The organism is Stenotrophomonas nematodicola (genome assembly GCF_009467805.1).
GTDB classification, from domain to species: domain Bacteria; phylum Pseudomonadota; class Gammaproteobacteria; order Xanthomonadales; family Xanthomonadaceae; genus Stenotrophomonas; species Stenotrophomonas nematodicola.
The window spans coordinates 142,652-164,302 of the sequence record NZ_WIAY01000005.1 but is presented as its reverse complement, the minus strand read 5'-3'; the positions used below and the strand labels follow the sequence as shown (position 1 = coordinate 164,302).

The window sequence follows — 21,651 nt, the reverse complement described above, 5'->3', positions numbered from 1 at the left end:
CGAGATCGCCGTGCCGGTCACCGGCCTGATCGCCGCATACAGCGGCCCCCTGCAGCCAGAGCGGTAGTCCCGTGCGGCGCGGGCAGGCCGCAACGAAGAAGGCGCCCGGTGGGCGCCTTTTTCGTTACCTCACCGCGACAGGCTCAGCGCCAGACCTTGATCTGGTCGCCATCCACGCGCTGCATCGGCTGGCCCGGCTTGCAGCTGAAGGTCGCACCGAATGCCGGCAGGTTGGACAGCGGGCCATTGGTGCGCCAGCGGCCCGGCGCCAGGATGTCCGAGGTCACGCGCTGCGCCGCTTCGTTCGGCGACAGCTGCTGCGGCCACAGGGTGGCCCAGGCACGGAAGAAACCCTGGCGGGCGGCCGGCTTGGCGTTCGGTTCGACCGCGTTGTAAGCCTCCCACGCCAGTTCCAGGCCGGCCAGATCGGCCAGGTTCTCTTCGCGGGTCAGCTCGCCGTTGACCTTGGCGCCCTTGACGCCGGGGAACTCGTAGCCGCTGTACTGGGCGGCCACGCGGTTGCCGAACAGGGTCCAGGCGGTCTTGTCGGCCGGGGTCCACCAGCTGCGCAGTTCGCCCTTGGCATCCACCAGTGCGCCCTTGGCGTCGATGGCGCGGGTCAGCTCGTGCGCGACCAGCGCACCGAAGCTGCCGAACTTGTCGGCGGTGTCGGCCTTGGCGTTGAATACCGGGCCCTGCAGCACGGCGGCGGTGACGATCAGGCGGTTCTGCGCGATGTCATACGCCAGTGCCGGCTGCTGCGGCAGCACGTCCCAGCGGCGGTCCGCGTTGCCCTTGCCGATGCGCTTCATTTCCTCACGGTGGCGCCAGGTCGAGGCGATCAGCATGTTGCCGCCGAAGCTGCCACGGCCCATCGGCTGCACGGTGTAATCCAGGTCGCGCAGCGGGGTGCCGATTTCGATCTTCATCGCGGCCAGCTTGGCCTGTGCTTCGGTCTTGGCGTCCGCGCTCATCCAGGTGCTGCGCTTGACCGCTTCGATCTGCACTTCGCGCAGCTTGTCCACGATCAGCGCGGCCTGGCGGCGGTCATCGGCCGACAGGTGCTTGCTGGCGTACTCGCGGCCAAGCATCGGGCCGGCGGCCACGTTGATGGCATCCAGGGTCTGCTCCCAGCGCGCCGGGGCGATGGTCTCGCCGCGGATCACCCGGCCGCGGAACTCGAACTCGGCGTCGCGGTAGGCCTTGGACAGGTACGGTGCCATCGCGTCGCCCACGCGCCAGCGCAGGTAGGCCTTCCACTGGTCCGGCTTGATCCGGGTGACCATGCCGTCGAGCTGCTTGAACAGCGCCGGATCGGACAGCGAAACCAGGTCGTCATTGACACCCTGCACCTTCAGGAACGCATCCAGCTGCAGGTTGCGGTACCGGCCGGTGAGTTCCTTGGTGGAGATCGGCGCATAGTTGTTGAACGGGTTGTTGATGCCGGCCAGCGACTGCGCGTTGCGCGCCAGCTCGGTCTCCAGCGCGATCACCGCCTGCGACTCGGCATCCAGCTTGGCCGCCGGCGTGCCGGTCAGCGCCAGGATCTGCTTGACGTAGGTGCGGTAGCGGCCCATCAACGCCACGGTGTCGGCATCGGTGCGGGTATAGAACGCCGGGTCGGGCAGGCCCATGCCGCCCTGCATGAAGTAGCCGATGTGGCGGTCCAGCGCCTTGAGGTCCACGTCCGGTGCGAAGTTGAAGGCCACCGGGATGCCCACCTGGTGCAGCGCGGCGATCGAGGCCGGCACGTCCTTGGCCTTCTTGATCGCGTTGATGCGGGTCAGCAGCGGGGCGATCGGGTTGGAGCCGTCGGCCTCGACCGCGGCCTCGTCCAGGCCGCTGGCCCAGAAGTCACCCAGCAGTTTCTGCACGTTGCCCTGCGGGGCCGTCATCGCGGCATCCAGCAGTTCGCGCTGCTGCACGCGGGTACGCTCGGCCATCAGGCCCAACGCCGTAGTGGCTCCCACCTGCGGCACCGGGTTGGACTTCAGCCAGGCGGCATTGGTCGCCTCGTAGAAATCGGTGCACTGCGCGCTGGCGGCCGGCGCGCGGGCGGCCTTCTTCTTGGGAGCGGCATGGGCGTCGTTGGCGGCGACCAGGGTGACCAGGCTGAGGCCCAGCGCGACGGCGAGCGGACGGAAGTTGGGCATGTAAAGCAAATCCATCGAGGATTGAAGATCGCGCGAGTGTACCAAGCCGCACCGCACGGCGGCATGCATGGCGCACCCTTCGTCGGGCCCAAAAGCAAAGGCCCGGAAATCCGGGCCTTTGCGGGTTCAACAGGTCAGGCGGGGCTTACCAGATCACCACCTGCTGGTCGCCGGTGCGGACCATCGGCGAACCGGCCTTGCACTGGAACGCGGCCGCAAAGCTCGGCAGGTTCGACGGCGCGCCCATCGCGCGGAACTGCGAAGGGGCGTGCGGATCGGTGGCCAGGCGGACCTTGGCGTTTTCCGGGGTGTACTTGGTGCGCCACACGGTGGCCCAGTTGAAGAAGAAGCGCTGGTCGCGGGTGAACCCGTCGATCTTCGGATCTTCCTTGCCGGCCGACGCCTTCTGCAGCGCGTCGTAGGCAGTGGCCAGGCCGCCCAGGTCGGCGATGTTCTCGCCCAGGGTCAGGCTGCCGTTGACGTGCTGGTCGCCGACCTTGTAGCTGTCAAACTGCTTGACCAGCTTGCCGGTCAGGCCGCTGAAGTTCTTGGTGTCGGCCGGAGTCCACCAGTTCTCGAAGTTGCCGGTCGGCCCGAAGCGGCTGCCCTGGTCGTCGTAGCCGTGGGTCATCTCATGGCCGATCACCGCGCCGATGCCGCCGTAGTTCAGCGCGTCGTCGGCCTTGGGATCGAAGAACGGCGGCTGCAGGATGGCGGCCGGGAACACGATCTCGTTCTGCAGCGGGTTGTAGTACGCGTTGACCGTCTGCGGGGTCATGCCCCACTCGGTCTTGTCGACCGGCTGGCCGATCTTGGACAGCGCGAACCTGTAGTTGAACTCGTCCGCCGCGCGCACGTTGCCCAGGTAGCTGTCGCGGGTGGTGGTCAGGCCGCTCCAGTCACGCCACTTGTCCGGATAACCGATCTTCGGGGTGAAGGTCTCCCACTTGGCGATGGCCTTGGCCTTGGTCTCATCGCTCATCCAGGTCAGGCCCTGGATGCGTTCCTTGAGCGCGGCGGCCAGGTTCTTGACCAGCACTTCCATCTTCGCCTTGGCTTCCGGGGAGAAGGCGACCTTGACGTACAGTTGGCCGAAGGCTTCGCCCGCATCATCCTCGATGGTGCCGAGCACGCGCTTCCAGCGCGGCTTCATTTCCTTCTGGCCGTTGAGGATCTTGCCGTAGAAGTCGTAGCTTTCCTGCACGAAGGCATCGGCCAGGTACGGCGAGGCGGTGTCCACGGTGCGGAAACGCAGGTAGGCGCGCCACACCGACGGGTCGGTATCGCCCAGCGCCTTGCTCACTTCCTGGTGGAAGGCCGGCATGGCCAGCGAGAACGTCTTCGGCGTGGCAACGCCCTGGGCCTCGAAGAACTTGCTCCAGCTGAAGTTCGGGGTCAGCTTGTCGGCGTCGGCCACCGTGACCGGGTTGTAGTTCAGCTCGACGTTGCGCGACAGCTCCACGCTGGACTTGGAGGCCTTGGCCAGGCGGGTCTCGAACTTGACCACGTCGGCCGCCTGCTTGGCGGCGTCGGCGGCAGCCACGCCGGACAGCTCCAGCACCTTGGCCACGTGAGCCTGGTAGGCCTTCAGCTTGTCGGCGTACCTGGCGTCGGTGTAGTAGGTGGTGTCAGGCAGGCCCAGGCCGCCCTGGCTGGCGTACGCCATGTTCATGCTGGAGTTCTTGAAGTCCGCTTCCGGGCCGAAGGCGAACAGCACATTCTGGCCCTTGGCCGCGCTGCTGCGCAGGTAGTCGGCGATGGCGTCCTTGTTCTGCAGGCTGTCGATCGCGGTCAGGTCGGCCTTCAGCGGCTCGATGCCCTGTGCGTTGATCTTGGCCTCGTCCATGCCGGACGCCCAGAAGTCGCCGACGATCTTCTCGATGCCGGTCGGGTTCTTGATCGCGGCCACCTGCTCGGCGAGCTGGTGCTGGACGGTCACCGAGCGCTCGTCGAGGATGGTGAAGGCGCCCCAGCTGGTGCGGTCGGCCGGGATCTCGTTGGCGGCCAGCCACTTGCTGTTGACGTAGTCGCCGAACGCGGTGCACGCATCCAGGCTGGTATCCAGGTCGGACGGGTGGAAGGCGTTGTACGCCGGCAGCTTGGCCTCGTCCAGCGTCAGTGCGGGAGCAGCGGCGGGCGCCGGCGTGGCGGTGGAGGCGGCGCTGTCCGCAGCGGGCGTTTCGGTCTTGCCGCAGCCGACCAGCGCGGCCGAGACCGCCAGGGTCAGCAGAACAATCTTGGGTGTGCGAGCGATCACTTGAATGGCCTCCAGGCCGATGAGTCATGCGGAGTGCCCCCGGGAGGGCCGTGGGCCAGACGATACGCCGGTGGCCCAGCCTGCAAGGGTGTCGAAGGTCATGGCCGGTGGTCAAGGGGGACAGGCAGGCGGCCAATGCCCGGGCCGGGTACAGCGACCGGCCGGGATCGGCACGTCCCCGACGGCCGGGCAGCGGCCCATCCGGCGGTGTATATAGTGCCTATGGGACACGCATCGGCCCGGACGTGGGACGCGATCATCATCGGCGCCGGTCACAACGGCCTGGTGTGCGGCGCCTATCTGGCCCGCGCCGGCAAACGCGTGCTGATCCTGGAGCGCCGGGCCACGGTCGGCGGCGCTGCGGTGACCGAGACCTTCCATCCCGGCTTCCGCAATTCGGTGGCGTCGTACACGGTGTCGCTGCTGCAGCCGCAGGTGATCGCGGACCTGGACCTGGCCGGCCACGGACTGCAGGTGGTACCGCGCCGCATCAACAATTTCCTGCCGCTGCCGGATAACCGCTATCTGCTCGCCGGGCAGGGCAGGACCGCGGCCGAAGTGGCGCGCTTTTCCGCCCGCGATGCCGAACGCCTGCCACTGTATGAGCAGCGCCTGGAGGTGTTTGCCGACGTGCTGCGCGCGCTCGCGCTGCAACCGCCGCCGAACGTGGGCGAGGGCGGCTGGCTGCATGCGCTGCCGGCGTTGTGGCAGGCAGGCAAGCTGGGCAGGCAGCTGTACGCGTTGTCGCCGGCCCTGCGCCAGGAGCTGCTGGACCTGTTCACCATTTCCGCCGCCGAATACCTGGACCGCTGGTTTGAAAGCGAACCGATCAAGGCGCTGTTCGGTTTCGACGGCATCGTCGGCAACTATGCCAGTCCCCATGCGCCAGGCACCGCTTACGTCCTGCTGCATCACGCCTTCGGGCAGAGCAACGGCGTCAAGGGCGCCTGGGGCCACGCGCTCGGCGGGATGGGCGCGATCACCCAGGCGATGGCGGCGGCGGCGACCGCGGCCGGCGCCACCGTGCGCACCGGCGCGGGCGTGCGCCGCGTCCTGGTTGAACACGGTCGTGCGGTCGGCGTGGAAACGCTGGCCGGCGAGCGCATCGGCGCGCGCAGCGTGGTCGCCAACGTCAATCCGAAACTCCTGTACGAACGCCTGCTGGCGCCGGCCGAGGTGCCCGAGGCCACCCGCGAGCGCATGGCCCACTGGCGCTGTGGGTCCGGTACCTTCCGCATGAACGTGGCGCTGTCGCACCTGCCGTCCTTCACCTGCCTGCCCGGCCCGGGCGATCACCTCACTGCCGGCATCATCATCGCCCCCAGCCTGGATTACATGGACCGCGCCTGGCAGGACGCGCGGGCGCACGGGTGGTCGCGCGAACCGGTCGTCGAGCTGCTGATTCCCAGCACGCTGGACCCGTCGCTGGCGCCGCCGGGGCAACACGTGGCCAGCCTGTTCTGCCAGCACGTCGCGCCCCAGCTTCCGGACGGCCGGCACTGGGACGACCATCGTGAAGAAGTCGCCGACCTGATGATCGCCACGGTCGAGCGCCACGCGCCGGGATTCGCCGCATCGGTGCTGGGACGGCAGAGCCTCAGTCCCCTGGATCTGGAGCGCACCTTCGGGTTGATCGGTGGCGACATTTTCCACGGCGCGCTCAGCCTCAACCAGCTGTTCAGTGCGCGACCCATGCTGGGTCAGGCCGACTACCGGGGGGCGTTGCCGGGGTTGTATCTGTGCGGTGCGGGCACCCATCCCGGAGGCGGCGTCACCGGTGCGCCGGGCCACAACGCCGCCCGCGCCATCCTCGCCGACTAGCGGCGCAGCCAAAGAAAAAGCCCGGCGGATGCCGGGCTTTTTCGTGGTGCGGTTCTGGATGGATCAGAACTTGTAGGTGATGCCCATGTACATGTAACGACCGATGCTGTCGTACAGGGCGGCACCGGCGTCGGCACCGAAGTAGTTCACCGGCGGATCCTTGTCGAACACGTTGTCCACGCCCACGTAGACGTCGATGCCCGAGTTCGGGAACTTATAGCCGACCTGCATGTTGTGGTACAGGTACGACGGGTTGCGGATCGGGCTCTGCGAACCCGGGTTGGAGTTGTAGCTGTCCGGGGTGACGCGCAGGTTGCCGTCGACGTAGGTCATGTCCCACGAAGCGCGCCAGTCACCACGCTTGTACGTGGTGGTGAACTGACCGCGCCAGCGCGGATCGGTGTAGTACGTGACGTATTCGGTGAACTCGTCCGGGAACGACTGGAAGGCCCACTCACGCGACTGGATCAGACGGGTGCCGACCAGGCGCATGGTGGTGAAGCCACCCAGCAGGTTGAAGCGGTAGTCCATTTCCAGGTCGACGCCGACGCGACGCGACTTGGCCAGGTTTTCCGAGATCGCGACCCAGTTGTAGATGCTATATTCCGGGAACGCGGTGCCGGTCGGCGAGGTGTAGCCGCCCACCGGGGCGCGCTTGATGGAATCGCAGAACGGGTTGTTCTGCACGCCTCCGGGCGAATCCACGCAGCGGGTGGCCAGGGTCTGGGCGGAGACCGAACCGATCGCGTCGGTCAGGGTCACGCGCCAGTAGTCCATCGACATGCCGAAGCCTTCCAGGAACTCCGGCTGCCACACGAAGCCGAACGACAGGGTCTTGGCTTCTTCCGGCTTCAGGTTCGGATTGCCGCCGCTGACGCCCGGACGGTTGGCCGAGTAGGTGTCAACCCAGTTGGCCGGGATGCCCAGCGCGGCGCAGTTGGCAGCGCGCAGAGCCGGGTCCTTGGCGGTCGCCGGACGGTTGCTGTTGGTGCTGAGCGTGCTGCAGGGGTCGGCGATGGTCGCGAAGTTCTGCGACTGCGGGTTGTACAGCTCGCCGATGCTCGGGGCACGCACGGCGCTGGCGTAGGTACCACGCACGCGCAGGCTGCTCAGGATTTCCCAATCCAGGCCGACGTTCCAGGTCTTGGTGTCGCCGATGGAGTTGTAGTCCGACCAGCGGCCGGCCAGATCCAGGTTCAGTCGGCGGATCAGCGGCAGGTCGGCCAGCAGCGGCACGGTGGTTTCCGCGAACACTTCCTTGACGTCGTACTCACCGCCGCGGCTCGGAATGGCGTTGAGGAAGGTCAGGCCCAGCGCCGACAGGGCGTCGGTGTTTTCCTGGCTCTGTTCCTTGCGGTACTCGACACCGCCGGCGAAGCCGACGTCGCCGGCCGGCAGCGAGAACAGCGAGTTGTTGGCGACCGAGGCGCTGAACACCTGCTGCTTCAGCTTGGACTGGTTCAGCGAACGGGTGTTGAACCACTCGGCCGCTTCCTTGGAAATGGCGCCGTTGCCGAAGACCGAGAACGGCACGCAGCCGGCGATCAGAGCCTGGTTGTAGCGCTGCCCGGTGTTCGGGTTGATCGCGTTCGGGTCCAGCGAGGCACGGCAGACGACACGGCCGCTGGAATCCAGGGCGGTATCCATACCGGCGTGCCAACGCTCGTTGATGCGGTTGTTCAGGTTGATGCGGTCGATGGTGGTCTGGCCGAAGTTGGCCGACGCTTCATACGTCCACTCTTCGCCCAGGTTGCCTTCCAGGCCCAGCACGGCGCGGGTGGTCTGGCGTTCGATCTGCTCGCCGCGACGGCCGGCATCGACGTTGAAGCGGGCCAGGATCAGATTGCTTTCCGCGTTGTTGCTGTCGGTCGAGATCGCACGATTGGTGGTGCTGCCATCGGCGTTCGTCACGGTCACGCGGCGCGAATCCATCAGCGCGCGCAGATCGTTGGAGATGTACGCGTTGTCGCGGCGCAGACGCAGGCTGCTGTCGAACGCCGGCTGGCCGTAGAACTCCGACTCGGTCTTGGTGTACTTGCCTTCGAAGAACAGACGGTGGTTGTCGTTCAGTTCGAAGTTGAGCACGGTGTTGAAGCTGACGCGGTCGAACGACGGCTGCAGGTCGGCAACGGCGTTCAGGTCGGCGAAGTCGCAGTCCACGCAGCTGGTGGCGCTGACGATGGTGCCGTCGTAGCGGTTCTTGCGGAAGGTGCCGTCATCGTTGAACAGGTAACGGTTGGACGGGCTGAACGCCGTGGTGCGGGTGCCGGTACGCGAGATCGTCATCGGCCCCAGATCCATCGTACCGCCGTACGAGATGGAGTGGTTGCCACCCGGGCTTGCCAGGATGGTCTGCGGATTGCTTTCGCTCGGCGGCTTGGTGCGGTCGTAGTTCGGGTTCGGCACCGAGACCTGGTAGCGACGGCCGATTTCACGGTCGCCACGGCCGAAGCGGCCCTGCTTGCTGTATTCCAGCGCGATGGCGGCGCTGCCGCGGCCGTCGGCGAAGTCGCTGCCGCCGGAGAAGCTGACGAACGAGCGGTCGAAGCTGCCTTCGTCTGCCTGGCCCGCCTGGGCACGCAGCTCGAAGCCTTCGAAGCTCTTCTTCATGATGAAGTTGACCACGCCGGCCACGGCGTCGGCACCGTACACGGCCGAGGCACCGCCGGTGATCACTTCAACGCGCTCGATCCATTCCACCGGGATCGTGTTGACGTCGACCGAGGTCGAGCCCGGGCTGGCGCCCACGTGGCGACGACCATTGACCAGCACCAGGGTACGCGACGGACCCATGCCGCGCAGATCCATCAGGCCCAGACCAGCGGTACCAATGAAGCGCGTCGAGTTGCCCAGCGAGTAGCTCGGGGTCAACTGCGGCATCTTGTTCATCAGGTCGCCGATGTTCAGCGCGCCCGTGCTGCGGATTTCCTCAGCGGTGATCGCCGTCACCGGCGACGGGGTCACAAAGCCGGTACGCGCGATGCGCGAGCCGGTTACGGTCACTTTGTCGAGGTCGATCGGGTTGGTGCCGGCTTCCTGCGCGAACGCGGGTGCCGAACCGGCGGCGACTGCCAGGCCGGCCAGCAGGGCGCTGGTCAGCGGGTGGCGGATGTGCCGGATGCTGTGGTTGGTCATCTATGAATCCCCTGGTGAAGTGAGACGGCCTCATTCCGTGGTGGCCGTTTTGTGTAGGTTCAGTCGCCGTCCTAGCGTCATTCGAACCTAACATGCAATTAACAAGAAATGTACATGACCATCACGCGAATGAACGAATCAAGCCCCTCGTTTTAAGAAAAGTGCAATAAATACAATCGCTTGGTTGTCATTACAGTTTGCTCATCCTGTCTTTATGAGTGAACTATGAATAGGTGACTTCGTGTCGTTTTGCGCAATCGGGCGGTTCGCCGACACAGTCCGACACAAAAAAAGGCCCCCGTCCGAAGACGGGGGCCTGGTGCGACACGGCAGCGTGGCCGGTCGGGTCCGGGTCAGTTGCTGCTCACGCCGAAGTCATACTTGGCCTGCACGTAGATGGCCCGGCCATACGGGTTGTACATGTAGGTGTTGTACGGCGAAGCGATGTTGCCCGCGTAGCTGTGGGCCTGGCCGTCGGGCATCTTGTTGAAGACGTTGTTGACCATCACCGACAGGGTCAGGTTGTCCAGTGCCCGGTAGTTCACGCTCAGGTTGTAGGTGGTGTAGGAGCCCCACTTGCCGGCCTTGTAGCCGGACGAATGGACGTAGTCGAAGCTCTCGCCCAGGTAGGACATGTAGTTGGCCGTCTTGCCGATGTAGTTGAAGTACATCGTGGTCGTCCACTTGTCCTTGGCCCAGCCGACCGAGCCGTCGGTGCGCACCTTGGCGTACGCGTCGTAGTACCACATCGCGTAGGGGTCACGCAGCAGGTCCAGGTAGTTGTCGCCCGGCTGCGGCTGCAGTTCACGCTTCAGGATATTGGTGTAGTTGCTGGTGAACTGCAGGGAGCCGAAGCGGCCGATGTCCTGCACATACTTGAAGCTGGCGGTGACCGCCTGCAGGTTCTGGCGGGCCACGTTGAGCTTCGGGGTGAAGATCTGCTCCAGGTTGCCCGCCGCATCGCGGGTGATCCAGTCGGCGACGTTGTCGCAGGTGGCCGACGTGGCGTTGTCCAGGTTGTTGCGGCAGTAATACTCCGCGCGCAGCAGCTGGTCCGAGCTGAGGTTGTCCACCTCGTTCTCGATCTTCCAGTTGTAGTAGTCCACCGACAGCGACAGGTTGCTCATCGGCGCCCATACGATGCCTGCGTTCCAGACATCGGCGGTGATCGGTTCCAGGTCAGGATTGCCGGCCTGGGTGCCGAACACCGATTCCTGCGCGTAGGGGCAGCCGACGGTATCGGCCGGGTCATAGCCGAGCTGGCCGCAGCGGTAGTAGTCCACCGCACCGTTGGCGTAGAAGCCGCTCTCACCCTGGAAGGCATCGGGCAGGGTCGGCGCGCGGAAGGCGGTGCCGTACTTGCCGCGGAACAGCAGGCTCTCGATCGGGCGGTACTCCACGCCGATGCTGTAGGTGGCCTTGTCGACGGTGTTGTCGGCGATCTTGAACGCGTCATAGCGCCCCGAGCCGGTCACGGTCAGCGATTCCAGCAGCGGCAGACGCAGTTCGGTGGTCAGCGCGTAGTTGCTGCGATGGCCGGCACCGGCCACCGAGGTGGTGCCCCACACCGTGCCATCCATCAGGCGCGCGTCGGGGGTGTAGTCCCAGCCTTCGCTGCCCGCTTCGGCCACCACGGCGAAACCGGCATCGCCGCCGGGCAGGGTGAACAGCGAACCGTTGGTGATCTGGAAGCGCCCCAGGTTCTGCCAGGTGCGGCTTTCACTGGTGGTAAAGCCGGTGAAGCTCTGGAAGTCGCCGGCCGGCAGCGTGGAGTAGAACGCGGTCCAGTTCGGGTTGTAGATGTTGTAGCCGTCATCGGTGGTGCCCAGCACCGGGCCCAGCACGCGGTCCTCGAAGTAGCTGTCGATCGCATCGGCCCAGCGCACGAAGCCACGTTCGGTCAGCTTGTACTCGCCACGGCTGAAGCTGGCGCTGTAGTCCCAGTTCCCGAACGTGCCGCGGCCGCCCAACGTGAACTGGTAGGCCTTGTTGCGGTCGGTGTTGAGGATGTCCTTGTAACCGTTGGGCCCGATGTCCTCCGGCGCGAACGCGCGCTGCAGGTTCATGTACTGATCGGTGCCCTGGTCGTAGAAGGCACCGAAGCTCAGGTCGCTGCCCCAGAAGGTGTAGCCCGAACCGGCGGTGTACTTGACCTCTTCCAGGCTGTACAGCGCATCGGCGAACAGCTCGAAGTTGTCGTTCACATCGAACGTCATCGAGCTGTAGAACTGGCTGCTTTCCTTGTCGTTCTTCAGCGTGCGGTAGCCGGCGCCATAGGCCGAGCCGCAGGACTCGCCGGAGGCACGGGTGCCCAGTACGGTGGTGCCGCCGAACTGCCCGGCAACGCTCGCGCAGCGGGTCGGGTCCATCATCACGAACCGGTTGCGGTCGGCAGGCAGGTACACCAGGAAGTCATTGGACGGCACCTGCGGGCTGTAACCGTGTGCATTGTTGGTGCGGGTCAGATCGCGCTGGTAGCCCCAGATCGGGCTGCTCTTTTCGTACTGCACGTTGACCAGTGCGTTGAAGCGGTCATCGGCGCTGTTGAAGCCCTTGGCCGCGCTGAAGCGGAAGTTGCTGCCGCCGCCCTCGGAGTAGGCGCCGCCACGGACGTTGAGCACGCCGCCGTCCATGCGCTCCTTGAGGATGATGTTGACCACGCCGGCGATCGCGTCCGAACCGTACAGCGAGGACTGGCCGCCCGGCAGGATTTCAATGCGCTCGACGATGTCGATCGGGATGCCGCTGAGGTTGTTGAAGGCGTCGCTGCCGTTGTACAGCGCCGGATACTGCAGCATCGGGCGGCCGTTGATCAGGTACTTGGTGTAGCCCGGATCCAGGCCGAACATGCCCGACGCCTCGGCGCCCTGGGTGAACGAGGCGGCGGTCTGCCCGCCCTGCAGGCCGCCGGTGGTCAGCGAGGACTGCTGCAGCACTTCGGCCACGCTGGTGAAGCCACGGGTCTGGATGTCTTCGGCGGTGACGGTCAGCACCGGGGTGTGCGTTTCGATCTGGGTCTGCGGAATGAGCGAACCGGTGACGGTGACGCGATCCAGGTTGGTCGCAGGCTCGTTGTCCTGCGCGAGGGCGCTGGCGCTGACAAACAGCAGGCCGGAGAGAACGGCGGCGGTGAGCGGGTGACGCGAAATCTTCAAACCTTGGCAGGACATGTGGATACCCGTGTTGTGGTGAAGTCGAAGCTTTCCCTTCCGTGGGGATGACACTCGGTTGTACGGACGGCTGTCAGGGAAAGTAACGCAGGCTTAACGTGGATGCCGCAGGGTTGTCAATTAATCGGCGCGCGTGAATGTGCGAGGCAGGTAAAAAAGCGGGTAAAAACAAGTGGTTGCGAATTCCATAAAAAATGCGATCTGCACCATCATGAGTGGCAAGTGAATTTACACGCAGTATTAACAATTGAGATTGATCGTCAGATCGAGTTTCACACCGCAAAAAAAAGCCCCGCCGAAGCGGGGCCCTGAAGCGGGGTTGACGCGGCGATTACTTGCCGAAGTCGTACTTCATCTGCGCGTACACGGCGCGGCCGTAGATGCTGTAGAAGGCGTTGTTGTACGGCGTGCCGGAGGTACCCGGGTAGCTGTACACCTGGCCTTCCGGCATCTTGTTGAACACGTTGTTGACCATCACCGACAGGGTCAGATCGTCCTGTGCACGGTAGTTCACGCTCAGGTTGTAGGTGGTGTACGAGCCCCACTTGCCTGCCGACTTGCCCGACGCGGGGTGGGTGTAGTCGTAACCGTTCAGACCGGCCAGGTAGTTCGGCGTCTTGCCGACATAGTTGGCGTAGGCGGTGGTGGTGAACTTGCCGATCGACCAGGCCACGGCGGCATCGCTGCGCACCTTGGCGTAGTTGTCGTAGTTCCACATCGCGATCGGATTGCCCAGCAGATCCTGGAAATCTTCACCCGGCTCGGACTGCACTTCACGCTTGAGCATGTTGGTGTAGTTGCCCGAGAACTGCAGCGCGCCGAAGCGGCCGATGTCCTGCAGGTACTTGAAGCCAACGGTCACGGCCTGCAGGTTCTGGCGCGCGACGTTCATCTTCGGCGTGTACAGGCTGCTCAGGTTGCCGGCGGCGTCGCGCACGACCCAGTCGGCCACGTTCTGGCAGCTGGCCGAGGCGGCGTTGGGCAGGCTGTTGCGGCAGTAGTACTCGGCCAGCAGCAGCTGGTCGGTGCTGGCCGTGTCGACTTCGTTCTCGATCTTCCAGTTGTAGTAGTCGGCGGAGATCGACAGGGTCGGCATCGGCGCCCACACCAGGCCGGCGTTCCACACGTCGGCGGTGATCGGCTCCAGGTCCGGGTTGCCGGCGCGCTCAGAGTACACCGAGACGCTGTTGTCGTAACGGCAGTCGGCGGTGTTGCCCGGGGTGTAGCCCAGCTGGCCGCAACGGTAGTAGTCGGTCGAGTTGTTGGCGTAGTAGCCGCTGGTGCCCTGGAAGGCATCGGACAGGGTCGGCGCGCGGAAGGCGGTGCCGTACTTGCCGCGGAACAGCAGGCTTTCAAGCGGACGGTATTCCAGACCCAGGCTGTAGGTGGCCTTGTCGACGGTGTTGTCGGCGATCTTGAACGCGTCATAGCGACCCGAGGCGGTCACGGTCAGCGATTCCAGCAGCGGCATGCGCAGCTCGGAGGTCACCGCGTAGTTGCTGCGGTGGCCGTTGCCGGCCACTGCCGACGAGCCCCATGCCTGGCCGTCCAGCAGGCGCTGGTCCGGGGAGTAGTCCCAGCCTTCGCTGCCGCCTTCGACGACGACCGCGAAGCCGGCGTCACCGCCCGGCAGCGAGAACAGCGAACCGTTGGTGACCTGCGCGCGGGCCAGGTTCTGCCAGGTGCGGCTGCGGTTGTGCGCGTAGCCGGTGAAGCTGGCGAAATCTTCCGGCGAGATCGCCGAGTAGAACGCGCCCCAGTTCGGGTTGTAGATGTCCCAGCCGTCGGCGGTGGTGCCCAGTACCGGACCCAGCACGTGCTCGGCGAAGTAGTTGTTGATCGGGTCCTTCCAGCGCATGAACTTGTTCTCGGTGAGCTTGTACTCACCGCGGGTGAAGCTGGCGCTGTAGTCCCAGTCGCCGAAGACACCCTTGGCACCCAGAGTCACCTGGTAGGAGCGGCTCTCATCGCTGTTGAGCACGTCCTTGTAGCCCTGGCCGCCGATGTCTTCCGGCGCGAAGGCGCGCTGCAGGTTGACCACCTTGCCCGAGGACTGGTCGTAGAAACCGCCCATCGTGCTCTTGGTGCCCCACCACAGGTAGTTCGAGCCGGAGGTGTATTCGGTCTTTTCCTTGCTGTACAGCACGTCGGCGAACAACTGCAGGTCGTCGTTGACGTCGAAGGTCATTGCCGAATAGAACTGGCCGCTGTCCTTGCCGTTCTTCACGGTCTTGTAGCCGGCGCCGTACACCGAGCCGCAGGACAGGCCCGAGGCGCGCGAACCCATCACGGTGGTGCCACCGAACTGGCCGGCGACGCTGGCGCAGTTGGTCGGATCCATCATGTACAGGCGGTTGGTGTCGGCGTCGATGACCGCGAAGTCGTTGCCCGGCACCTGTGCGGTGTAGCCGTTGGCATTGGTGGTCCTGGTCAGGTCGCGCTGGTAGCCCCAGATCGGGTTGCTCGACTCGATCTGCACGTTGACCAGTGCGTTGAAGCGGTCATCGAAGGCGCTGAAGCCGTGGGCCGCGCTGACGCGCAGGTTGTTGCCGCCGCCTTCGCTGTAGGTGCCGCCACGGACGGTGAGCGTCCCACCTTCCATGCGTTCCTTGAGGATGATGTTGACCACGCCGGCGATTGCGTCCGAGCCGTACAGGGAGGACTGGCCGCCCGGCAGGATTTCGATGCGCTCGACGATGTCGATCGGAATGCCGCTGATGTTGTTGAACGTATCGCCGCCGTTGTACAGCGCCGGGTACGACATCATCGGACGACCGTTGATCAGGTACTTGGTGTAACCCGGGTTCAGGCCGAACATGCCAGCCGCTTCGGCGCCCTGGGTGAACGAGGCGGAGGTCTGGCCGCCCTGCAGGCCGCCGGTGGTCAGCGAGGACTGCTGCAGCACTTCGGCCACGCTGGTGAAGCCGCGGGTCTGGATGTCCTGCGCGGTGATGGACATCACCGGGGTCTGGGTTTCGATATCGGTCTGCGGGATCAGCGAGCCGGTGACGGTGACTTTGTCCAGCGTCGTGGCCTGGTCCTGTGCCAGGGCCGGTGCGGCCGCGGTGGCGATCAGGGCAGAGAACAGTGCAGCAGCGAGGGTGTTGCGACGAGCAGTATTGCGTGGGTAATTCATTGATAGTCCATAGAGCAGATACGAATGCACGACGTCAATGATTCCCTCCCGAAAACGCGCAGAAAACGCTCAACGTGGTGCCAATCGACCGTAACATGAACTTAACGAAAATTGCATGGATTCGTAGCAATCGCGATTCTTAGTCAGGCACCGTCAAGGTTGTATAGTGTTGGGTTCCCCTGAAGCGTTTCCGGAGTGCCCGCAGTGAGTGCCAGCCAGTCTCGTCGTCCCCATGCCAGCCAGGTGCAGAAGGGGCTGACGCCGCATCCGCGCATCCGCAACGTGATCGCCGTTGGCTCGGGCAAGGGCGGTGTCGGCAAGTCCACCACGGCCGTCAACCTGGCGGTCGCACTGGCCCGTCTGGGCGCGCGCGTCGGCCTTCTGGACGCTGATATCTACGGCCCCAGCGTGCCGATGATGCTCGGCCTGAGCGGGCGCCCGGAGAGCCCGGACAACAAGTCGATCGAACCGCTGCGCGCGTTCGGCGTGGAGACCATGTCCATCGGCTACCTGATCGAGGACGAGACGCCGATGATCTGGCGCGGTCCGATGGCGACGTCGGCGATGACGCAGTTCTTCAACGACACGCTGTGGGACGACCTGGACTACCTGCTGATCGACCTGCCGCCGGGCACCGGCGACATCCAGCTGACGCTGACCCAGAAGATTCCGCTGGCCGGTGCGGTGATCGTCACCACGCCGCAGGATATCGCCACGCTGGATGCGAAGAAGGCGCTGAAGATGTTCGAGAAGGTCGAGGTGCCGGTGCTGGGCCTGGTCGAGAACATGGCCGTGCACACCTGCAGCAACTGCGGCCACGTCGAGCACCTGTTCGGCCAGGGCGGTGGCGAGCGCATGGCTGCGCAGTACGGCGTGCCGCTGCTCGGCTCGCTGCCGCTGGACATCGGCATCCGGGAGCAGGGCGACGCGGGCACCCCGATCGTCGCCGCCGCACCGGACTCGCCGGCCGCGCAGGCCTATCTGCGGGCGGCCGAACGGCTGGTGGAAGAGATGGGCAAGCGCCCGCGGGCCAGCATTCCGATCCTGTCCTCGCTGCTCTGACCGGCGCCGGGGCCGGCTGCTAGAATCGTGCCCGGCCCCGACCTGCCCCTTGCCCTTCAGGACCCCTACATGAGCATCAAGAGTGACCGCTGGATCCGCCAGATGGCCGAACAGCACGGCATGATCGAGCCGTTCGAATCCGGCCAGGTCAAGCAGGCCAATGGCGAGCGCATCGTCAGCTACGGCACCTCCAGCTACGGTTACGACGTGCGCTGCTCGCGCGAGTTCAAGGTGTTCACCAACATCAATTCCACCATTGTCGACCCGAAGCATTTCGATCCGGGCAGCTTCGTGGACATCGTCGGCGACGAGTGCATCATTCCGCCGAACAGCTTCGCGCTGGCCCGCACCGTGGAGTACTTCCGCATTCCGCGCGACACGCTGGTGGTGTGCCTGGGCAAGAGCACCTACGCGCGCTGCGGGATCATCGTCAATGTGACCCCGCTGGAGCCGGAGTGGGAAGGCCATGTCACCCTTGAATTCAGCAACACCACGCCGCTGCCGGCGCGCATCTATGCCAACGAAGGCGTGGCGCAGATGCTGTTCTTCCAGGCCGACAGGGACGATATCTGCGAGACCTCCTACAAGGATCGCGGCGGCAAGTACCAGGGCCAGACCGGCGTGACCCTGCCGCGCACCTGAGCGGCAGGTCGGCTCTCTACCCCCCCGTAAACGAAAAAAGCGCGGAGCAATCCGCGCTTTTTCCGTTCATCGCCGCCGCATTACTTGCCGCGGCCGAACAGCAGCCCGATGCCCACCGCCACCAGGATCACCGGCCACCAGGTGAGGATCAGGCGGCCCATGTTCATGTTGGTCCAACCCAGGTTGCTGGCCAGCAGGAACAGGCCCACCAGGATCAGGACGATGGCGGCAATCAGGTTCGAACGCATCAGGGCAGGGTCCGTCAGGAGTGGGCCGGATATCCTAGCCGTTCCTTCCAGTACGCGACACGCTCGGCAAGCACGTCCGGATCGTGACGGTGGGCCTGGCCGTGGCCCCAGACGGGCCCGGGCCACGCCGGATCGCCGACGTGGCGGCCGATGACGTGGAAATGCAGCTGGCGGACGATATTGCCCAGCGCGCCGATGTTGATCTTCTCCACGCCGTCGGTGCCTTTGAGGGCCTTGCAGGCCCGGTTCAACTCGGTGCGCAGCTTGTCCTGCTGCTCGCCGTCCAGCTCGATCCATTCGGTGATGCCGGCCAGGCGCGGCACCAGGATCAACCACGGGTACCGCTCGTCGTTCATCAGCCGCACTTGCGACAACGGCCCTTCTGCTACCAGTACGCTATCGGTGGCCAGGCGTGAATCCAGTTCGAACTCGCTCATCCAAGATGCTCCGCAAAGAAGTCCAGGGTGCGTTCCAGCGCCAGGGCGGCGCTGTCTGGATCATACGCATGTCCGACATTGCGGTTGAAGGCGTGGTCGGCCGGGTAGACGAAGGTGGCCATCTGCGGCAGCTTCTCGCGGTGGGCCTTGATCGCCTCCGGCGGGATGCTCCTGTCCTGGGCACCGAAGTGGAACATCACCGGTGCCTTGGCCGTTTCGTCGAGGAACTGCACGTTGCGTGCGCCGTAGTAGCTGACCGACGGCAGGCCCAGGCGCAGCGCGGCCAGCAGCGCGATGCTGCCGCCCCAGCAGTAACCCACGGTACCGACCCTGCCGGCCGGGGCCAGCCGCGAGGCGGCGGCGCGGACGACTTCCAGGGCCTTCTCCACCCCCAGGGCGGTGACCCGCTCCAGCCCCCGCTTCACGCCATCCGGGTCGTAGGGTAGGGTGTCGGGATCGGCGGCCGGGCCGTCGACCAGGTCGAAGAAGGACGGTGCCAGCACCGCATAGCCTTTGGCGGCGAAGCCTTCGGCCACTTCGCGGATGTGCGCGTTGGCACCGAAGATCTCCTGGATGACCACCAGCCCGCCACGGGGCTTGCCGTCCGGTTCGGCCTGCCAGGCGCGGACCGGGCCGTGATGCGTATCGAGCGTGACCCACTCACCCATGATGCGAGACTCCCGTTGCTGAAGGGCGTCATTATCGGCCCCGCACCGGTTAGCGCGGTGTCGCCGGTCATGCCGGGTCTGGCGGCTTCGCCCGCGATCCGGTTCAGGGCTGGGCGTGCAACGCCGGTATACTTGCCGCCGTTTCCGGCCCCAGGTCATTCCGACCCAGGCCCCCAGAGTCCTGATCCATGTCCCAGCTGAACCCCAAAGTCGGCTTCGTCAGCCTTGGCTGCCCGAAGGCCCTGGTCGATTCCGAGCGCATCCTCACCCAGCTGCGGTCCGAGGGCTACGACATTGTGCCGTCCTACGACTCGGCCGATGTGGTGGTGGTCAACACCTGCGGCTTCATTGATTCGGCGGTGACCGAATCGCTGGATGCGATCGGCGAGGCGATGAACGCCAACGGCAAGGTGATCGTCACCGGCTGCCTGGGCAAGCGCCCCGAGCAGATCCGGGAGGCCTACCCGAACGTGCTGGCGGTGTCCGGCCCGCAGGACTACACGAGCGTGATGGAGGCGGTGCACGCCGCGCTGCCGCCCAGGCACGACCCGTTCGTGGACCTGGTGCCCGACTACGGCATCAAGCTGACCCCGCGCCACTACGCGTACCTGAAGATTTCCGAGGGCTGCAACCACACGTGCAGCTTCTGCATCATTCCCTCGATGCGCGGCAAGCTGGTCTCGCGCCCGGTCGACGAGGTGCTGCGCGAAGCCGAGCGGCTGGTGCGCGGCGGCGTCAAGGAACTGCTGGTGGTGTCCCAGGACACCTCGGCCTACGGCGTGGACGTGAAGTACGCCGAGCGCATGTGGCGCGACAAGGCTTACCAGACCCGTCTGAAAGCCCTGTGCGAAGGCCTGTCCGAACTGGACGCCTGGACCCGCATGCACTACGTGTACCCGTACCCGCACGTGGACGAGATCGTGCCGTTGATGGCCGAGAACCGGATCCTGCCGTACCTGGACATCCCGTTCCAGCATGCCAGCCCGCGCATCCTCAAGCTGATGAAGCGCCCCGGCGCGGTCGACAAGACCCTCGAGCGCGTGCAGCGCTGGCGCCAGCTGTGCCCGGACATCACCGTGCGCTCGACCTTCATCGTCGGCTTCCCCGGCGAGACCGAGGCCGAGTTCGAGGACCTGTTGTCGTTCCTTGACGAAGCGCAGCTGGATCGCGTGGGCGCCTTCGCGTACTCGCCGGTTACGGGTGCCACCGCCAACACTCTGCCCGACCCGGTGCCCGAGGAAGTGAAGCAGGAGCGCCTGGCCCGCTTCATGGCCCGCCAGGCCGAGATTTCCGCGGCGCGCCTGGAGGCCAGGATCGGCACTGTGCAGCAGTGCCTGGTGGATGTGATCGAGGACGGCATCGCCGTGGCGCGCTCGAAGGCCGATGCACCGGAAATCGATGGTCTGGTGCACATCCAGAATGCCGACGAGGCGCGTCTGCGCGTGGGCCAGTTCGTGGACGTGGAAATCACCGAAAGCGACGAGCACGACCTGTACGGCGATGCGCTGATCGACGAAGACGCGGCCAAGACGCGGCTCGACATCAAGGTGCTGTGACCGACGCGGCCGCCCGCGAGGCGGTTGGCCGCCGGCGTTTCCTTGCGCCGGCGCGTGCACAGGTGGACCGGGCGTGCTTCGGTCACCCCCTGTTTACGGCATACGCGGCCTACGAAGATCTGATGGTGGCCGGTGACTGGCCGGCCATCGATGCCCTGGACGTCCGCCTGGCGCTGCCGGGCAGGCAACTGGTCGAGCAGGATGACGCCTTGCTCGCCGATGGACTGCATTACGAGCAGCGCATTGCGCAAGGCCGTATCGCGACTCGTCCGTGCAACTGGCATGACCTGTTCAATGCGCTGGTCTGGGCGCGCTATCCGCAGATCAAGCACGCGCTCAACGCGCGCCAATGCCGTGACCTCCATCGCGATGCGCCGGGAGGGCGGACGCGCGCACAGGCCGCGCTGACCCAGTTCGATGAGACCGGTGTCGTCGTCCGGGTGCGCGATGCGGCACTGGCAGGCGCGTGGGACCGTCATGACTGGGATGCGCTGTTCGTGCAAGGTGCCGACGCATGGCGCAACGGTGATATTGCCGTGGCCGCAGTGTTCGGCCATGCCCTCATGGAGCAGGCATTGCTGCCCGGGCGGCGGCTGGTGGGCAAATGCCTGCTGACAGAAGCCGAAGACGATGCGCAGGCGGTGGCGCAGGTGGCGCAGGCCATCATGCACGGCGAACGGCTGTGCGACCCGCTGGACCTGCGACCGCTGCCGCTGATGGGCATTCCGGGTTGGCATGGGCTGCAGGATGCGGCGTTCTACCGCCAGGCCGACTACTTCAGGCCACGGCGCGAGGGCAGGACGTACCCGCCGATCAACGGGCGGACTACTCCACCCCGTGCGCTCCATACGCCACCGCCAGAACCGCAAATCCGGTCCGGCCGCTCGGCAGCTCCACCTCGAACTCGTCGTCCACGCGCTTCCTGAGCAGCGCACGCGCCAGCGGCGAATCGATGCTGATCCAGCCTGCACCCGCATCGGTCTCGTCCGGTCCCACGATGCGATAGCGGCTGACATCGCCGCTGTCCACATTCTCCAGATCCACCCACGCGCCAAAGAACACCGCCTGCGGATCGCTCGGAACGGTATCAACCACCCGCAGCGACTCGAGCCGCTTGGTCAGGTAGCGCACGCGGCGGTCGATCTCGCCCAGCTGCTTCTTGCGGTAGGTGTACTCGGCGTTCTCCGAACGGTCGCCTTCGGCCGCAGCGGCCGCCAGCGCCTTGACCACCTCCGGCCGGCGCACCCGCCACAGATCGTCCAACTCGGCCTTCAGCCGCTGGTGGCCCTGCGCGGTGATCAGGGCCGTACTCTTTTCCGCAGGGGGACGCCAACGCGACATCAGGTCTTCTTTCGTGGTGAGGTGA

Annotated in this window: 13 protein-coding genes and 2 pseudogenes; 5 read left to right on the top strand and 10 right to left on the bottom strand. The window is 65.6% G+C overall.

Annotated features, from left to right (window positions below; all coding sequences use genetic code 11):
• Positions 1-143: 143 nt before the first annotated feature.
• Both GDJ08_RS15250 and GDJ08_RS15245 read right to left on the bottom strand, forming a co-directional pair.
• Positions 144-2,153: a M13 family metallopeptidase gene (locus GDJ08_RS15250; RefSeq protein WP_153165194.1), complete on the bottom strand. Its 2,010-nt coding sequence runs from the start codon at positions 2,151-2,153 to the stop codon at positions 144-146.
• Between the two features lie 145 nt (positions 2,154-2,298).
• Positions 2,299-4,407 (bottom strand): M13 family metallopeptidase, encoded by a 2,109-nt coding sequence (locus GDJ08_RS15245; RefSeq protein WP_026070744.1) that lies wholly within the window; start codon positions 4,405-4,407, stop codon positions 2,299-2,301.
• 225 nt (positions 4,408-4,632) lie between these two features.
• Here GDJ08_RS15245 and GDJ08_RS15240 point away from each other — a divergent pair, with 225 nt between their 5' ends.
• Entirely contained in the window at positions 4,633-6,231 is a 1,599-nt protein-coding gene (locus tag GDJ08_RS15240; protein ID WP_153165236.1) for a phytoene desaturase family protein, read from the top strand.
• Between the two features lie 63 nt (positions 6,232-6,294).
• On the opposite strand, the pseudogene GDJ08_RS20470 reads toward GDJ08_RS15240, so the two are convergent.
• The 4 genes and pseudogenes from GDJ08_RS20470 to GDJ08_RS15225 form a co-directional block, all read right to left on the bottom strand.
• Positions 6,295-8,064 (bottom strand): annotated as a pseudogene (locus tag GDJ08_RS20470) (TonB-dependent receptor domain-containing protein); the annotation flags it as partial.
• 78 nt (positions 8,065-8,142) lie between these two features.
• Positions 8,143-9,366 (bottom strand): annotated as a pseudogene (locus GDJ08_RS20465) (TonB-dependent receptor plug domain-containing protein); the annotation flags it as partial.
• Positions 9,367-9,719: 353 nt separating this feature from the next.
• Entirely contained in the window at positions 9,720-12,536 is a 2,817-nt protein-coding gene (locus GDJ08_RS15230; protein ID WP_026070475.1) for a TonB-dependent receptor plug domain-containing protein, read from the bottom strand.
• Between the two features lie 331 nt (positions 12,537-12,867).
• Positions 12,868-15,672 carry a TonB-dependent receptor plug domain-containing protein gene (locus GDJ08_RS15225; protein ID WP_017354315.1) on the bottom strand — a complete coding sequence of 935 codons (2,805 nt, stop codon included), beginning with the start codon at positions 15,670-15,672 and terminating at the stop codon, positions 12,868-12,870.
• A gap of 204 nt (positions 15,673-15,876) precedes the next feature.
• Between GDJ08_RS15225 and apbC the strand changes: the two genes are divergently transcribed.
• Both apbC and dcd read left to right on the top strand, forming a co-directional pair.
• Positions 15,877-16,734 carry an iron-sulfur cluster carrier protein ApbC gene (gene apbC, locus GDJ08_RS15220; RefSeq protein ID WP_017354314.1) on the top strand — a complete coding sequence of 286 codons (858 nt, stop codon included), beginning with the start codon at positions 15,877-15,879 and terminating at the stop codon, positions 16,732-16,734.
• Between the two features lie 69 nt (positions 16,735-16,803).
• Complete coding sequence (gene dcd, locus GDJ08_RS15215; protein WP_017354313.1) at positions 16,804-17,376, top strand: dCTP deaminase; 573 nt, start codon at positions 16,804-16,806, stop codon at positions 17,374-17,376.
• An 80-nt stretch (positions 17,377-17,456) separates the two neighbouring features.
• Here dcd and GDJ08_RS20050 read toward each other — a convergent pair whose 3' ends face one another.
• The 3 genes from GDJ08_RS20050 to GDJ08_RS15205 are packed head-to-tail and all read right to left on the bottom strand — an operon-like array spanning position 17,457 to position 18,729.
• Positions 17,457-17,624 (bottom strand): LiaI-LiaF-like domain-containing protein, encoded by a 168-nt coding sequence (locus GDJ08_RS20050; RefSeq protein WP_017354312.1) that lies wholly within the window; start codon positions 17,622-17,624, stop codon positions 17,457-17,459.
• A gap of 14 nt (positions 17,625-17,638) precedes the next feature.
• Entirely contained in the window at positions 17,639-18,061 is a 423-nt protein-coding gene (locus tag GDJ08_RS15210) for an HIT domain-containing protein (protein WP_017354311.1), read from the bottom strand.
• On the bottom strand, positions 18,058-18,729 hold the full coding sequence (locus GDJ08_RS15205; protein ID WP_017354310.1) for a dienelactone hydrolase family protein: 672 nt from the start codon (positions 18,727-18,729) through the stop codon (positions 18,058-18,060). The genes GDJ08_RS15210 and GDJ08_RS15205 overlap by 4 nt, the downstream gene beginning before the upstream one ends.
• Before the next feature lie 188 nt (positions 18,730-18,917).
• Between GDJ08_RS15205 and rimO the strand changes: the two genes are divergently transcribed.
• Together rimO and GDJ08_RS15195 are read left to right on the top strand one after the other, a co-directional pair.
• Positions 18,918-20,285 carry a 30S ribosomal protein S12 methylthiotransferase RimO gene (gene rimO, locus GDJ08_RS15200; RefSeq protein ID WP_153165193.1) on the top strand — a complete coding sequence of 456 codons (1,368 nt, stop codon included), beginning with the start codon at positions 18,918-18,920 and terminating at the stop codon, positions 20,283-20,285.
• Positions 20,282-21,211, top strand: a complete 930-nt coding sequence (locus tag GDJ08_RS15195; RefSeq protein WP_153165192.1) for a DUF3025 domain-containing protein — start codon at positions 20,282-20,284, stop codon at positions 21,209-21,211. The genes rimO and GDJ08_RS15195 overlap by 4 nt, the downstream gene beginning before the upstream one ends.
• Here the strand turns inward: GDJ08_RS15195 and greB are convergent.
• Entirely contained in the window at positions 21,111-21,626 is a 516-nt protein-coding gene (gene greB / locus GDJ08_RS15190; protein ID WP_017354307.1) for a transcription elongation factor GreB, read from the bottom strand. The genes GDJ08_RS15195 and greB overlap by 101 nt on opposite strands.
• Positions 21,627-21,651: the final 25 nt, after the last annotated feature.